General features: G+C 65.3%; 15 protein-coding genes. 8 read left to right on the top strand and 7 right to left on the bottom strand.

Annotated features, from left to right (window positions below):
• The first annotated feature begins 13 nt into the window (after positions 1-13).
• The gene (locus D2N39_RS16290) at positions 14-1,636 is read left to right on the top strand and encodes an AMP-binding protein (protein ID WP_199725276.1); all 1,623 of its coding nucleotides are present in this window, start codon (positions 14-16) and stop codon (positions 1,634-1,636) included.
• A 15-nt stretch (positions 1,637-1,651) separates the two neighbouring features.
• On the opposite strand, the gene D2N39_RS16285 is transcribed toward D2N39_RS16290, so the two are convergent.
• The 4 genes from D2N39_RS16285 to D2N39_RS16270 all read right to left on the bottom strand — a co-directional run bounded on the left by D2N39_RS16285 (position 1,652) and on the right by D2N39_RS16270 (position 4,085).
• Positions 1,652-2,107 carry a DoxX family protein gene (locus D2N39_RS16285; RefSeq protein ID WP_119135843.1) on the bottom strand — a complete coding sequence of 152 codons (456 nt, stop codon included), beginning with the start codon at positions 2,105-2,107 and terminating at the stop codon, positions 1,652-1,654.
• Positions 2,104-2,877, bottom strand: coding sequence for an HvfC/BufC N-terminal domain-containing protein (locus D2N39_RS16280; RefSeq protein WP_158589857.1), 774 nt, complete (start codon positions 2,875-2,877; stop codon positions 2,104-2,106). Before D2N39_RS16280 ends, D2N39_RS16285 begins: the two co-directional genes overlap by 4 nt.
• Positions 2,861-3,718, bottom strand: a complete 858-nt coding sequence (bufB, locus tag D2N39_RS16275) for an MNIO family bufferin maturase (protein ID WP_119135841.1) — start codon at positions 3,716-3,718, stop codon at positions 2,861-2,863. The genes D2N39_RS16280 and bufB overlap by 17 nt, the downstream gene beginning before the upstream one ends.
• A gap of 91 nt (positions 3,719-3,809) precedes the next feature.
• Positions 3,810-4,085 (bottom strand): BufA1 family periplasmic bufferin-type metallophore, encoded by a 276-nt coding sequence (locus tag D2N39_RS16270; protein WP_199725273.1) that lies wholly within the window; start codon positions 4,083-4,085, stop codon positions 3,810-3,812.
• A gap of 174 nt (positions 4,086-4,259) precedes the next feature.
• Between D2N39_RS16270 and D2N39_RS16265 the strand changes: the two genes are divergently transcribed.
• From D2N39_RS16265 to D2N39_RS16235, 7 genes are all read left to right on the top strand, one after another.
• Positions 4,260-4,832 (top strand): sigma-70 family RNA polymerase sigma factor, encoded by a 573-nt coding sequence (locus D2N39_RS16265; RefSeq protein ID WP_199725272.1) that lies wholly within the window; start codon positions 4,260-4,262, stop codon positions 4,830-4,832.
• Positions 4,829-5,464 (top strand): NrsF family protein, encoded by a 636-nt coding sequence (locus tag D2N39_RS16260; RefSeq protein ID WP_119135839.1) that lies wholly within the window; start codon positions 4,829-4,831, stop codon positions 5,462-5,464. The genes D2N39_RS16265 and D2N39_RS16260 overlap by 4 nt, the downstream gene beginning before the upstream one ends.
• A 63-nt stretch (positions 5,465-5,527) precedes the next feature.
• Positions 5,528-6,916 (top strand): FAD-binding oxidoreductase, encoded by a 1,389-nt coding sequence (locus tag D2N39_RS16255; RefSeq protein ID WP_119135838.1) that lies wholly within the window; start codon positions 5,528-5,530, stop codon positions 6,914-6,916.
• Between the two features lie 321 nt (positions 6,917-7,237).
• The gene (dctP, locus tag D2N39_RS16250; RefSeq protein ID WP_119135837.1) at positions 7,238-8,212 is read left to right on the top strand and encodes a TRAP transporter substrate-binding protein DctP; all 975 of its coding nucleotides are present in this window, start codon (positions 7,238-7,240) and stop codon (positions 8,210-8,212) included.
• A 141-nt stretch (positions 8,213-8,353) separates the two neighbouring features.
• A complete protein-coding gene (locus tag D2N39_RS16245) occupies positions 8,354-8,866 on the top strand; it encodes a TRAP transporter small permease (protein WP_158589856.1) in 513 nt (170 codons plus the stop codon).
• Entirely contained in the window at positions 8,866-10,176 is a 1,311-nt protein-coding gene (locus tag D2N39_RS16240) for a TRAP transporter large permease (protein WP_119135835.1), read from the top strand. The genes D2N39_RS16245 and D2N39_RS16240 overlap by 1 nt, the downstream gene beginning before the upstream one ends.
• A gap of 11 nt (positions 10,177-10,187) precedes the next feature.
• Entirely contained in the window at positions 10,188-10,874 is a 687-nt protein-coding gene (locus D2N39_RS16235; RefSeq protein WP_119135834.1) for an EthD domain-containing protein, read from the top strand.
• Positions 10,875-10,877: 3 nt separating this feature from the next.
• Here the strand turns inward: D2N39_RS16235 and D2N39_RS16230 are convergent, their stop codons facing one another.
• The 3 genes from D2N39_RS16230 to D2N39_RS16220 are packed head-to-tail and all read right to left on the bottom strand — an operon-like array spanning position 10,878 to position 13,513.
• A complete protein-coding gene (locus tag D2N39_RS16230) occupies positions 10,878-11,804 on the bottom strand; it encodes an NADP-dependent oxidoreductase (RefSeq protein ID WP_119135833.1) in 927 nt (308 codons plus the stop codon).
• Entirely contained in the window at positions 11,804-12,562 is a 759-nt protein-coding gene (locus D2N39_RS16225; RefSeq protein ID WP_119135832.1) for an HpcH/HpaI aldolase family protein, read from the bottom strand. The genes D2N39_RS16230 and D2N39_RS16225 overlap by 1 nt, the downstream gene beginning before the upstream one ends.
• A gap of 33 nt (positions 12,563-12,595) precedes the next feature.
• Positions 12,596-13,513, bottom strand: a complete 918-nt coding sequence (locus tag D2N39_RS16220; protein WP_158589855.1) for a LysR family transcriptional regulator — start codon at positions 13,511-13,513, stop codon at positions 12,596-12,598.
• Positions 13,514-13,555 lie beyond the last annotated feature (42 nt).

Below are 13,555 nucleotides of genomic sequence, written 5' to 3'. Positions count from 1 at the left end.
CATGCCGGAACCGATCCTCGGGCCCACTGGCCATATCGACACGTTCACACGCGACAACCTGCCGCCTTTCGATCTGTGGCCCGAGATTGAACTCGGCCCCTATCGCTATCCCGACTGGCTGAATGCGGCGGTGGAACTGACCGATGCGATGGTCGCCAAAGGCTTTGGCGACAATGTCGCGCTGATCGGCAATGGCCGGATGCGGACCTACAAGGAACTGACCGACTGGACCAACCGCATCGCGCATGCGCTGGTCGAGGATTACGGGGTGAAGCCCGGCAACCGCGTGCTGATCCGGTCCGCCAACAACCCCGCGATGGTGGCCTGCTGGCTGGCCGCGACCAAGGCGGGGGCGGTGGTGGTGAACACCATGCCGATGCTGCGCCATGGCGAGTTGAACCAGATCATCGACAAGGCCGAGATCACTCATGCATTGTGCGATACCCGGCTGATGGAAGAGCTGGTGGTGGCGGCCAAGAACAACCGTTTCCTGAAAACGGTGGTGGGTTTCGACGGCACGGCCAACCACGACGCCGAGTTGGACAGGATGGCGCTGTCGAAGCCGGTGAAGTTTGATGCGGTGAAGACGGGTCGTGACGACGTGGCGCTGCTGGGTTTCACCAGTGGCACCACGGGTGAGCCGAAGGCGACGATGCATTTCCACCGCGACATCCTGATCATCGCGGATGCCTATGCGCGCGAAGTGCTGAACGTGCAGCCCGAGGATGTGTTTGTCGGCTCACCCCCCTTGGCCTTTACCTTCGGACTAGGCGGACTGGCGGTGTTTCCGCTGCGCTTTGGCGCTTCGGCCGCACTGCTGGAAAACGCCTCGCCGCCGAACATGATCGAGATCATCCAGAAATACCGCGCGACGGTCTGTTTCACTGCGCCGACCGCTTATCGCGTGATGCTGCGCGCGATGGAGGAAGGCGCCGATCTGTCCAGCCTGCGCGCCGCGGTTTCGGCGGGGGAAACCCTGCCCGGCCCGGTCTATGACGACTGGATCGTCAAGACCGGCAAGCCGATGCTGGATGGCATCGGCTCGACCGAGATGCTGCATATCTTCATCACCAACCGTTTCGGCGACAGCTTCCCCGCCTGCACGGGGCGGCCCGTGACCGGCTACAAGGCGATGATCATGGCGCCCGACGGCTCCGAAATGCCGCGCGGTGAGATGGGGCGTCTGGCGGTGAAAGGCCCGGTCGGCTGCCGCTACATGAGCGCGCCGGACAAGCAGCGCGCTTATGTGAAGAACGGCTGGAACCTGACGGGCGACAGTTTCTGGCAGGATGAGGCGGGTTATTTCCACTTCGCCGCGCGGACCGACGGGATCATTGTCTCCTCGGGCTACAATATCGCGGGACCAGAGGTGGAAGCAGCCCTGCTGGCGCACCCGGATGTGGCCGAATGTGCGGTGGTCGGGGCGCCGGATGCGGAACGCGGCCAGATCGTCGAGGCGCATGTGGTTCTGGCGGCGGGTGTGCTGGCCGACCGCGCCACGATCAAGATGTTGCAGGACCATGTGAAGGCGACCATTGCGCCCTTCAAATACCCGCGCTCCATCGTGTTCCGCGAGGCTCTGCCCAAGACCGAAAGCGGCAAGATCCAGCGTTTCAAGCTGCGTGACGGGATGTAAGGCCCGGCGGGGCGGTCAGTCGCGGCGCCAGAGCAGCGCATCCAGCGACCACCGCCCCGGCCCCCGTGCGATCAGCGCAAGGAAACAGGCCGCCCAAGTGCCATGCACCTGCCATGCCTCGGGGTAGACGAAGATCTGGATGGTCAGCGTCATGCCCAGCAGCGCCAGTGCGGATAGGCGTGTGGCAAGACCCAGAACCAGCAGGATGGGGAACAGGTGTTCCGACACCGTGGCCAGCACGGCGGCAAGGTCCGACGGAATCAGCGGCAGCGCATATTCGTTCCTGAACAGGAACCATGTGCTGTCCTTGATGCTGAACAGTCCTTCGACCTTTGTCCGACCCGAGGTGAAGAAGACGGCCGTCGGAAAGACCCGCAGCGCAAGCCCGGCGATGTCCCACAGCAGGGGGGCAAAGCGGGCTTCGGCTGTTTCAAGGCGAGTTTGCAGGCGGGGGGAGAGAAGCGCGGTCATGGGGTTTCTCCGAAGGTGATCTGGGTGATGGCGCCGTGGCGGATCAGCCGCATCAGGAACGGCCCGGCATCGTGCTGCGGTTCGGCGCGGCTGCCCGCTTCGGCGGCGACAAGCAGGGGATGACCCGCCATCAAGCTGGCAAGAAAGGTATCATCCCCAAGGCCAAGCCGTTCGACCTGCACCAAGTCCTGACGGTCGCGCAGCACCAGTGCGGCCTCGGTGCGGTCGGCGTCGATCTTGCCGGGCGCGGCGCCGCCGGGCTGGTTGGCCTGCCAGATGGTGACAAAGGCCCAGGGCGCCACCAGCCGCTGCACCGACGGATGCAGGGTCAGACGCGCGCGATCCGCCCCGGCAGCCGCAGCCGCCACAGCCTCGGGCGGGGCAGGTGCTGCATCGGCTGCGTGATAGGCGCGGCCGCGCGCCAGTTCCAGCCGGGCGACATCGGGCAGGTAGGGCAAGCCAGCCAGCGGCGGAAAGGCCGCGAGGAAATCGGGGAAGGTCTCGCCCCATTGGAACAGGATGGGCGAAGACGGCGGGCTGTCTTTCCAGTAGACCCCGGCCATGGCGGCGAAGAATTCCGCCCCCACCAGCCGCTCCACCACCGGGAAGCGCGCCTTCAGCGCCTCGGCCAGCGAATGTGCCACATTGTTGCGGTAGACAGCGAAGCGGCGCTCCGCCTCCTCCGGCGCGGTCGCGGTGACACCGGGGGGGAGGCCCCCCGCTGCGATGGCCTGCCCGAAGGCGGCAATGAACTCAGGATGCGAGGGCACGGCGGGCCTCTTGCGCAAGGGTCAGGATGGCGCTGGCGCGGTCGGCCTCGGCCATCAGATCGGCAAAGGGCGGCACGTCATTGTCCCATTCGATCAGCGTCGGCAGCGGGCCGCTGCGCATCACGGTTTCAGCAAACAGCGCCCAGACCGGATCGGCGACCGGGCTGCCATGCGCGTCGATCAGCAGCGGACCAGAGGGCAGTTCCTCCTCGGCATGGCCGCCCAGATGAATCTCGCCCACCAGATGCAGGGGGAAATCGGCCAGCCAGGCGCGCGGGTCCATCCGGTGATTGGTGCAGGAGACAAAGACATTGTTTACATCCAGCAACAAACCACAGCCGGTGCGTTGCGCGATCTCGGTCAGAAACGCTGTCTCGGGGATCACCGATTGTTCGAAGATCACATAGGTCGAGGGGTTTTCCAGCAGCATCCGCCGCCCGAGCGCGGTCTGCACTTCGTCGATATGATCGCAGACGACGTTCAGGGTTTCCGGCGTATAGGGCAGGGGCAGCAGGTCGTTCAGGTAATCGGTGCCATGGCTGGACCAGGCCAGATGTTCGGAAAAGCTCTCGGGTTGATAGCGATCTACAAGCGCACGCAACCGGGCCAGATGATCGGCATTCAGCCGCCCGGCGCCGCCGATGGACAGGCCCACCCCATGCAGCGACAGCGCATAATCCTGCCGCAGGGCGGTCAGCATCCGATGCGGCGGGCCGCCTGCGCCCATGTAATTCTCGGCATGCACCTCGAAGAACCCCAATGCAGGGCGGGTGTCACGGATGGCGGGAAAATGTTCCGGCTTGAAGCCAAGTCCGGCGGCGGCGGGAAGGGCGGTCTGCATCTTGTCCTCCTCAGGGCGGCAGGGTGGCCGGGGCTGTGGACGCCCCGGCCGGTCGCCTTGCCGGGACCATGCAAGGCCCCGGCGGTGGCGATCACATGTTGACCGGCTCCAGCGAACCCATGCCATGCGGGGTCTCGATGCTGGCGCAGGTGCCCGCGGGAACGTATTTCCATGCGTTGCCCTGATAGTCTTTCGTCGCGGTGCCGGCGCAGGTGGTGCCAGGGCCTGCCGCGCAATCGTTCTGGCCCGCCATGGCGACGCCATAGCATTTCTCCATATCGCCCTCGGCCTGCGCCTGCGCGGCGGCCAGTGTCAGCGCGGTGGCCAGCGTGGCGGTCAGCGACAGGGTCTTGGTCATCATGGTCATCGGGTCATCCTCCGTTGGATCAGAAACAAGGGCGCGTCCGGCCCTCGCAGTGCATTTCGCCGGACAGGCCGGGGGCGTTACGCACATCACGCTTGTGTGTTCACCCGTGATCCATTGCAGAAATGTCGTGAGCGGCTGTAACAAGGTCAGGCTGGCGGCGTAATGCAGGACAGTATGAGAGACAGCGAAAGCGAATGGTCGGTGCTGATGCGGGCTGCGATCGGCGGTGACGGGCGTGCCTATGCGCGCCTGCTGACCGAGATCACGCCGGTCCTGCGCGGGATCGTGCGGTCGCGTGGTCGCGCCCTGTCGCCGGACCGGCACGAGGATATCGTGCAGGACGTGCTACTTGCGATCCACGAGAAACGGCACACCTGGCGCCCTGACAGTCCGCTGAAGCCGTGGCTCTATGCCGTGACGCGGCACAAGGTGGTGGATGCCTTTCGGCGCCGGGGCGCTTCGGTGCATCTGCCCATCGAGGATTTCACCGACTTCCTCGAAAGCGAGCCTGGCCCCGACCCGCTTGCGCGGCGCGATACCGACCGGCTGCTGGCCGGGATCGACGACCGTTCCGCTGCAATCGTGCGGGCGGTGGCGATTGACGGGGAAGAAACCGGCGCCGTGGGCGCGCGGCTGTCGATGACCGAGGGTGCGGTGCGCGTGGCGCTGCATCGGGCGATGAAGAAATTGGCTCGTCTGGGCGCCGGGAACGGTGGCGACGGACCGGGCCGGGGACGTGACGAATGAGAACCGAAGATCTCATTTCCCGACTGGTGGCAGAGCCGCCGCGTCCGCCGCTTCGCGCGCTGGCGATGGCGCTGGCCATGCTGGTCGCGCTGGCGCTGCCGCTGGGGTGGTTTCTGGGCAGCATGGGGATGCGGCCTGATCTGGAGGCCGCGCTGCTCGCGCCGGTGACGGCGGCGAAATCGCTGCTGCCCTTCGTGCTGAGCGCTACGAGTTTCGCGCTGGCGCTGCATCTGGCGCGCCCCGAGGCGCGGGTGGGGCGGCGTCTGGTTCCGGCCGCGCTGGTGGCACTGGCCGCGCTGGGGCTGTGGCTGGGCTTCTGGATGCAGACGCCGACGCAGGCGCTGGGTGCGGCGATCCGTGGCTCTACCCAGGTGAAGTGCCTGACGACGATCACACTGATGTCGCTGCCGCCGCTGGCGGTGGGGCTGCTGATGTTGCGGCGCGGGGCCAGCTCTGCGCCCGCGCTGTCTGGTGCCGTGCTGGGCTTGGCTTGCGGTGGCATGGCGGCGGCTGGCTATGCGCTGCACTGCACAGAGGATAATCCGCTGTTCTACGTCACATGGTATGGCACCGCGATCCTTGCCGCTGGTGGCATCGGCGCGCTTCTGGGCTGGCGTTTGCTGCGCTGGTAAGGCTTGCCGCTTCGGGCGTTATCGTTTTAACCTTGAAGCATCAGCGACAGCGGAGATTTGGCGATGCAGGATATCGTGACGGGACTGGAAGAGCTTCTGGGTCCCGAGGTGGTCACCCGTGCGGGTGATGTGCCCGAAGCCTATCGCCATGACTGGTCTGGCCTGACCCCGGTGGAGCCGCTGGCGCTGTTGCGGCCGCGTGACACGGGGGGTGTGTCGGCGGCGCTGCGGTTCTGCAACGCACATGGCGTGGGCGTCGTGCCGCAAGGCGGGCGCAGCGGTATTTCCGGCGGTGCGATGCCGGTGGCGGGGGCGGTGGTGCTGTCGCTCGACCGGCTCAACCGGATCGAGGAGGTCGATCCGCAGATGGCCACGCTGACCTGCGGTGCGGGTGTGGTGCTGGAAAAGGCGCAGCAGGCGGCGGTCGAGGCCGGGCTGATGCTGGCGGTCGATCTGGGCGCGCGGGGGTCTTGCACTGTGGGTGGCGTGATTTCCACCAATGCCGGCGGCAATCAGGTGATCCGCTACGGCATGGCGCGCGAGCATGTGCTGGGGCTGGAGGTCGTTCTGGCCGATGGCACCGTGGTCACCGCGCTGAACAAGATGCTGAAGAACAACGCCGGGCTGGACCTGAAGCAAATGTTCATTGGCACCGAAGGGCTGTTGGGCGTGGTCACCCGCGCCGTGATGCGCTTGCAACCGCGCCCGCCGCATACCGCCACCGCTTTCCTTGGCCTCGCCGATACGGCGGCGGTGATCGACATGCTGGCGCGCGCCCGCGCGGCGCTCGGGCCGCAACTGACCTCTTTCGAGGTGATGTGGCCGAGCTTCTTTCACCACATGTCCGAAGGCACCGGCATCGGCAGCCCGCTGACCGGGCGCCACGGGGTCTATGTGGTGATCGAGGCGAGCGGCTTTGCCGAAGGCGGCGCCCGCGCGGCGCTGGAAGCCTGCCTTGAGGCCGCGCTGGAGGCGGGAACGGTTGAGGATGCGGTGATCGCCGCCAACAGCCGCGAGGAGCGCGGGCTTTGGGCGGTGCGCGAAAGCGTGGCCGAATTTGCCCGCGTGGTCGGCCCGATCATCGCCTTTGATGTGGGCATCCCGCTGATGCGCATGGACGAGGCGGTGCGCCGCTGCGAAAGCGGCATCGCCGCACGCTGGCCCGGCGCGCTGGCGCTCAGCTATGGCCATATCGGCGACAGCAACCTGCATCTGGTGGTCTCGGTCCCCTCAGCCGGGAAGAACCAGCCCGAGACCGAGGTGAAGAAGCTGGTCTACGGCATCGTGCGCGAGATGGCGGGCACGATTTCCGCCGAACACGGCATCGGCCTGATCAAACGCGATTATCTGGCCTACAGCCGCAGCCCCGAGGAAATCGCCACCATGCGGGCGATCAAGGCCGCGCTGGACCCGAAGGGGATTCTCAATCCTGGCAAGGTGCTTTCTTCCTGATTGAAAGCGCATGTGTCTGCAACCTTCCCATGGGCGGCCCCGTTGACGCGAGGCCGCCTATTCGTTTGGCGAATGGTTTAGAATTTTAATATTTTTCAATGCCTTGATATATTCTTTTTGGAGGATGGATTTCGCTTTCCGGATATTTCAGGTTTGAACTTGTTTTATTTGCATATGCATGTTTTAATCCGATTCATGAGAGTTTCGGCCGGGGTCCGGCGGGCATAGCCCGCACCGCCCCCGGTGACCGGAAAAGGTGGACGACAGAGCCACTGCCGGTCTTGCGATCCAGACAGAAAAGACATCCAACGGAGGTTAGATATGCGAATGTTCAAGGCCATCGCCGCAGCGGCCCTTATCGGCTCGTTCGGCACGGCCGCCGTAGCGGAAGACGTGATCGAAGCGGTCCACTTCACGCCGACCCAAGTGGGCTTTGCCCAGAGCTTCCTGAAATTCGTTGATCGTGTGAACGAGCGCGGCAAGGGCGTGGTGCAGATCAACGTGCGCGGCGGCCCCGAAGTGGTGCCTAATCCGCAGTTGGGCACCGCGCAGCAAAGCGGCCTGATCGACATGATGAACGCCCCGGCGGGCCTGTATCTGGAAATCGTGCCGGAAGGCGAGGTGTTCTCTGCCTCGGCCATCAAGCCCTGGGAAGCGCGCGAAAATGGCGGCTGGGATGCGATTGACAAGATCTATCAGGAAAAGGGCAATGCCAAGCTGCTGGCCCATGTCGATGCGGGCGCCGGTTTCTGGCTGTGGACGGTGGACGAGCCGAAGCTGACCGAGGATGGCCTGCTGGACTTCAGCAAGCTGGTGATCCGGGCCTCCCCGCTTTACAAGCAGTTCTTCGAAAGCCTTGGCGCACAGATGATCGTGCAGCCGGCCGGGGATGTGTATACCTCGCTGGAGCGGGGCGTGATCAACGCAAACGCCTATCCTTCCATCGGCTACAAGGCATTCGGCTGGGACAAGTTCACCCGCTACCGGGTCGAACCGGGGTTCTTCCACCTCGACGTGCTGATCTCGATGAACCTCGACAAGTGGAACTCGCTGTCGGATGAATCCCGGAAGATTCTGAACGAAGTCGCCATCGAATATGAACGCGAAAGCTATGACGCGATTGCCAAGGAAGACGAGGAATCGCGCGCCGCGATGGAAGCCGAGGGCATGAAGGTCGTGGAAATGACCGGCGCCGGCCGCGACAAGTTCCTCGCCGAAGCCGCCAAGGCAAGCTGGGACCGCATGAAGGACCGCGATCCGACCCATGTGGAAGAGCTGCGCAAGCTGTTCCCCTGAACCCTGCCGGGCCGCACCTGAAGTGCGGCCCTTTTCCTTGCAACGGGGTGCGTGACGCAGGTCCGGCCCCCTTGCGCGCCCGGATGCCCGCACAAGGCGGGTTGGCGCAGGCCCGGACGGGCCGCTTTGCGGATGGAGCGGATGACGACCTTCTTCGATATTGTCGGCCGGGTTTCCTGGCTGCTGGCTGTTGTGGCCAAACTGCTGATCGGGATGCTGATCCTGTTTGTCGTGTCGGATGTGCTGGCCCGGAACCTCGGGATGCGGGCGCTGACATGGGCGATTTCGGCCTCGGAATACAGCCTGCTGTATATCACCTTCCTGTCGATGCCCTGGTTGGTGCGCATCAAGGGCCATGTCTTCGTGGTCTTCCTGCGTGGCCTTCTGCCGCCTGCCGGGCGGGCTGCGCTGGAAAAGCTGGTCTATCTGGCCTGCATCGTGCTGTGCCTCTACCTCGGCTGGATCGCGGCAAGTTCGCTGTCGGTGGCGCTGGCGAAGGGCACTTATGAAACCCGCACCTTCGACATGCCGAAATGGGCGGTGTTCCTGCCGATCATGCTTGGCTTTGGCCTGTCCGCGCTGGAATGGCTGCGCTACCTGCTTACGCCGGTGTCAATGTATGACATCGACCCGACCGAGATGGAGGGCATGTGATGGATTGGCTTTATCCCTTCGCCGTTCTCATCGGGTCGATCATCACGCTGATGGGGCTGGGCCTGCCGGTGGCCTTTGCCTTCTTCGCCACGAATATCCTTGGCGCGCTGCTTTACTTCGGCGGCACACGCGGCATCACGCAGATGGTGGCCAATTTCAACGATGCGGTGGCGACCTATGCGCTGGCGCCGCTGCCGATGTTCCTTGTGATGGGCAGCCTGTATTTCCGTTCCGGTCTGGGTGAAAAGGTGATCCACGCACTTGATCTTGCCATCGGCAACCTGCGCGGGCGACTGTCTTACGTCGTGCTCAGCGCCGGGGCGATCTTCGCCGCGCTGTCGGGGTCAAGCCTTGCCAATGCCGGGATGATGGGGTCGCTGATGGCGCCCGAGATGCTGAAGCGGAAGTACAAGCCGCATATGGCCTATGGCCCGATCCTTGGCGCCGGCAGCCTTGCCGTCATCATCCCGCCCTCGGCGCTGGGGGTGCTTCTGGGTTCGCTGGCGCAGATCGACGTGGGGGCGCTGCTGATTGCCGGGGTGCTGCCGGGGCTGCTGCTGGTGTCGATGTATGCCGTCCTGATCTGGGTGCAGACCCGCATCGACCCCGAGGCCGCGCCGCAATATCCGGTGCCGCAGGTCACAGGCCGCGAAAAGCTGAAGGCCGTGCTGGTGAACATCATCCCCATGGGCTTTCTGGTGTTCATGGTGGTCGGCACCATCATCCTTGGCATCGCCACGCCGACGGAATCTGCCGGTCTGGGGTGCGCGGGCGTCGTGCTGCTGCTGATGGTCTATCGCAAGTTCAGCTTCTCGGTGCTGTGGAAGTCGCTGGACGATGCGATGAAGGTCACGGCGATGACCTTCCTGATCATCTCGGCCTCGATGACCTTCTCGCAGATCTTCGCCTTTTCCGGCGCCTCGAACGGGTTCATCCAGTATATCACCGGCTTCGATCTTGGCCCGCATGGCATCGTGCTGATGATGGTGGTGACGGTGCTGATCCTTGGCATGTTCATGGATCAGGTCTCGATGATGCTGATCACGCTGCCGCTGTTCATGCCGATCGCCAGCCAATACGGGTTCGATACGGTCTGGCTGGGTCTGATCCTGCTGCTGGCCTATGAGGTGGGCTTTACGACGCCGCCGTTCGGCATGTTGCTGTTCGTCGTGCTGGGTGTCGCGGAACCGGGAACATCACTGAAAACCATCGCCATGTCGGCACTGCCCTATGTGCTGCTGACGCTGGTGTTGATCGTGATCATCGTGATCTTCCCGCAGCTTGCGCTGTTCCTGCCGAGCCTGATCTGAGGAGCTGACCGATGACCTTCGCACTGGTGATGTTCTGGCAGGGCGGTGACGCCCTGACCGAGGCGGGGCGCGGCAAGCTGCGCGCCTTGCTGGGTGGATTGCCGGGGGTGGAGAGGTCGATCCTCTACACCCCCGCCAAGGCCAGTGATCTTTACACCGACGATGGCGCAGGCCCCGGTTTGGGGGTGCAGATCGAGGCACCGAGCCTTGAGGCGCTGGAGGCGGCTTGCGCCGCTGACGGCGCCTTGCAGGCGCTGGCCGATCCCGATTTCCTGCCGGAGCTGGCGGGGGCTCAGGCGGATCAGCAGATGTTCGTGCTGCGCCGCTATCCGGTGGATGAGGCGCAGATGCAGACACCTGCGGGCGAAATAGCCTGTTCCTATGTCGTGCATTATCCCGGCCCGGCGCAGGACTATAACGCCTGGATGACGCATTACATCGCCGGACATCCGCCGATCATGCGCCGCTTTCCCGGTATTCGCGGCATTGAGATCCTGACGCGCTGCGACTGGATTTCGGCGCTGCCTTTCGCCCGTGCCGGTCACATGCAGCGCAACCGTGTGCTGTTCGACAGCCCAGTCGCGCTGACTGCCGCGCTGCATTCGCCGGTGCGCCACGAGATGCGGGCGGATTTCCATACCTTCCCGCCCTTCGAGGGCGGGAATTATCACTTCCCGATGTCAACCGAGGTGGTCTGAGCGTTATGGCAACAGGATCAGCCGCCCGCGGCTGACCTCGCCAGCCGCGAGCCTGCGCTGCGCATCTGCCGCCTGATCCAGTGGCAGGCGGTCCGCAATCTGCGCTTTCAGCACGTCCTGCGCGGCAAGGTGCAACACCTCGGCCACCACACTTGCGTCGTCGGCGATCATGGCACGGGTGATGCGGACGCCGTATTCTGCGCCGCGATCTTCGAACGGGGCGGCGGTCAGCCAGACCAGATGCCCGCCGCGTTTCAGAACCGCGTAACTGGCCGCGTGGGTGGTGCCGCCCATCAGGTCGAATACCACATCCTGCGACGGCAAGTCGGACAGCGCGTCGCGGTCATAGGCGATGATCCGCGTGGCCCCCAGACCGCGCACATAATCGGCGTTGCGGCTGTGGCAGGTGGCGCTGACCTCGGCTCCCAGATGGGCGCAAAGCTGCACCAACAGCCCACCCACCGCGCCCGCGCCGGAATGGACCAGAACGCGCTGGCCCGCCGTCACCCCCGCCGTGCGGCAGGCGATCAGCGCGGAAAGGCCGGAATTCACCAGCGCGGCGCCTTCCTCCATCCCCACCGTATCGGGTAGCGGCACGGTCAGGGCTGCATCGGCGGCAATCATACTGGCATAACAACCCGCCGCACAGGCGGGCGGCGCCATGACGGCAACGCGCTGGCCGGGCGCAAAGCCGGTGACACCCGGCCCGCAGGCCAGAACCCGGCCCGTGCCATCCCGACCGGGGATCTTGGGAAATTCGGGCGTGAAATGTGCGGCCAGCATCCCGGCGCGCAGTTTCCAGTCCAGCGGCGCGACGCTGGCGGCTTCCAGCGCGACCAGAACCTGACCGGGGCCGGGCTCCGGGTCGGGCAGGGTGCCATGTTCCAGCACTTCGGGGCCGCCATAGCCGCGATAAAAGATCGCCCGCATCAGAACCCCTCCCGCGCGCGTGCCACGGCGGCACCCGCCGCATCGGCCAGATGGCGCGCATCATTGCCGATCAGGAAGAAGGTGATGCCCAGTTCGCGCCAGCCCTGCACCTCGTCAGGCGAGGCGCAGAACATGCCCACCGCCTTGCCCGCCGCGCGTGAGACCTTGGTGATACGCGTGATGGCTGCCATCAGCTTTGGCCGCCCCTCCGGCCCCAGCGCGCCCAGCGTTACCCCCAGATCGCCGGGGCCGATGAAGATGACATCCACACCCTCCACGGTCGAGATTTCCTCGATATTTTCAAGCGCGCCGGGGGTTTCGGCCTGAATGGCCAGCAGGATGCGGCTGTTCGCCGTCGCCAGATAATCGGGGATGCGATAGCCAAACCCCGCCGCGCGCCCTGGCCCGACCCCGCGCACCCCGACCGGCGGATAGCGCGTGGCGGCGACTGCGGCGCGCGCCTCGTCGGCGGTGGAGACGCGGGGCACCAGAACCCCGTCGGCGCCGCTGTCCAGCGCACCCGCGATGCTGTCGGGCAGATGCCCCGGCACCCGCATGATGACCGGCACCCGATGCAGTTGCGCGGCGCGGATCATTTCCTCGGCCCGTTCGCGGTCGATAGGGGCGTGTTCGCCGTCAAGGCACAGGAAATCCGGGCCGGTGGCGGCGCAGATCTCTACCCCCGTCGGATGCGGGATGGCGCAGAACAACCCGGCCAGCGGCTCGGGGGCGATACAGCGGCTGCGGAAATCGGTCATCTGGGCCTCGCGCGCAGGAATGATATTTCAGGATTAAAGTATTTCCGCGCCCGCGCCGCAAGCCCCCTCGCGGGCCATGGCCTGCGTGAGTTCGGCCAGACGGTCACGCGCGGGCGAGGGCGTGCCGCGATGCCAGACCAGCGCCAGATGCAGCCGCACCTCCATATCGATGACCGGCAGGAAGCGCACACCGGGCGGGGGGCGGTGCCGCTGGTTTTCATTCACGAAGGCCATGCCCAGCCCGGCATTCACGAGTGCGAGGATGTCGGCCTCGCTTTCCGTCTCGGCGATGCGGCGCGGGGTGACACCGGCGCCGCGCAGGGCGGCGGTCAGGTCATCCGACAGGCGCGGGCTGGCACCGCGACGAAAACCAATCATGTCCTGCCCCTCCAGATCGGCCAGCCGCACCCCAGTCCGCGCGGCGAAAGGGGCGCCAGAGGGCACGGCGAGGATCATCCGGTGATGCCCCAGCGCCAACTGCCCCAGTGCCGGATCGTCGGGCGGGTTATACAGGAACCCCGCATCCAGCGCGCCGCCCTGAATGGCGGCAAGCTGTGCAGGGGAGGACATGGCGCTGAGCGCGAGTTCGACCTGCGGAAATTCGGCGCGGAAGCGGCGGATGGTTTCGGGCAGCAGCCCCTGCCAGGCCGCCACCTCGATCAGCCCCAACCGCAACCGCCCGCCGGTGCCGGCCGCCGCCGAACGCGCCGCTGCCACGGCGCGGGCAAGCTGTGCCTTCACCTCGCGCGTCTGTTCCAGAAACACCCGTCCTGCCGGTGTCAGCCGCACCCCGCGTGGCAACCGCTCGAACAGGTCGATGCCCAGTTCCGCCTCAAGAAGCTGCATCTGACGGCTCAGCGCGGGTTGCGCGATACGCAGACTGGTCGAGGCGCGACCGAAGTGTTCGGTCTCGGCGATGGCGATGAAATAGTGAAGCTGTCTCAGTTCCATGAGTTTTGATAGTAAACTGCTATCAATCCGACAAGGCAATTG

Source organism: Gemmobacter lutimaris (genome assembly GCF_003570715.1).
Taxonomy (GTDB): domain Bacteria; phylum Pseudomonadota; class Alphaproteobacteria; order Rhodobacterales; family Rhodobacteraceae; genus Gemmobacter; species Gemmobacter lutimaris.
This window is presented reverse-complemented; position numbering and strand designations above follow the sequence as displayed.

Bases quoted from the DNA above. Each gene is read 5' to 3' on its own strand.
- D2N39_RS16220 (WP_158589855.1), bottom strand. From the start codon at position 13,513: ATGGAACTGAGACAGCTTCACTATTTCATCGCCATCGCCGAGACCGAA.
- D2N39_RS16230 (WP_119135833.1), bottom strand. From the start codon at position 11,804: ATGCGGGCGATCTTTTATCGCGGCTATGGCGGCCCCGAAGTGCTGGAA.
- D2N39_RS16255 (WP_119135838.1), top strand. From the start codon at position 5,528: ATGCAGGATATCGTGACGGGACTGGAAGAGCTTCTGGGTCCCGAGGTG.
- D2N39_RS16245 (WP_158589856.1), top strand. From the start codon at position 8,354: ATGACGACCTTCTTCGATATTGTCGGCCGGGTTTCCTGGCTGCTGGCT.
- dctP (WP_119135837.1), top strand. From the start codon at position 7,238: ATGCGAATGTTCAAGGCCATCGCCGCAGCGGCCCTTATCGGCTCGTTC.
- D2N39_RS16265 (WP_199725272.1), top strand. From the start codon at position 4,260: ATGAGAGACAGCGAAAGCGAATGGTCGGTGCTGATGCGGGCTGCGATC.
- D2N39_RS16235 (WP_119135834.1), top strand. From the start codon at position 10,188: ATGACCTTCGCACTGGTGATGTTCTGGCAGGGCGGTGACGCCCTGACC.
- bufB (WP_119135841.1), bottom strand. From the start codon at position 3,718: ATGCAGACCGCCCTTCCCGCCGCCGCCGGACTTGGCTTCAAGCCGGAA.
- D2N39_RS16260 (WP_119135839.1), top strand. From the start codon at position 4,829: ATGAGAACCGAAGATCTCATTTCCCGACTGGTGGCAGAGCCGCCGCGT.
- D2N39_RS16225 (WP_119135832.1), bottom strand. From the start codon at position 12,562: ATGACCGATTTCCGCAGCCGCTGTATCGCCCCCGAGCCGCTGGCCGGG.
- D2N39_RS16240 (WP_119135835.1), top strand. From the start codon at position 8,866: ATGGATTGGCTTTATCCCTTCGCCGTTCTCATCGGGTCGATCATCACG.
- D2N39_RS16285 (WP_119135843.1), bottom strand. From the start codon at position 2,107: ATGACCGCGCTTCTCTCCCCCCGCCTGCAAACTCGCCTTGAAACAGCC.
- D2N39_RS16270 (WP_199725273.1), bottom strand. From the start codon at position 4,085: ATGACCATGATGACCAAGACCCTGTCGCTGACCGCCACGCTGGCCACC.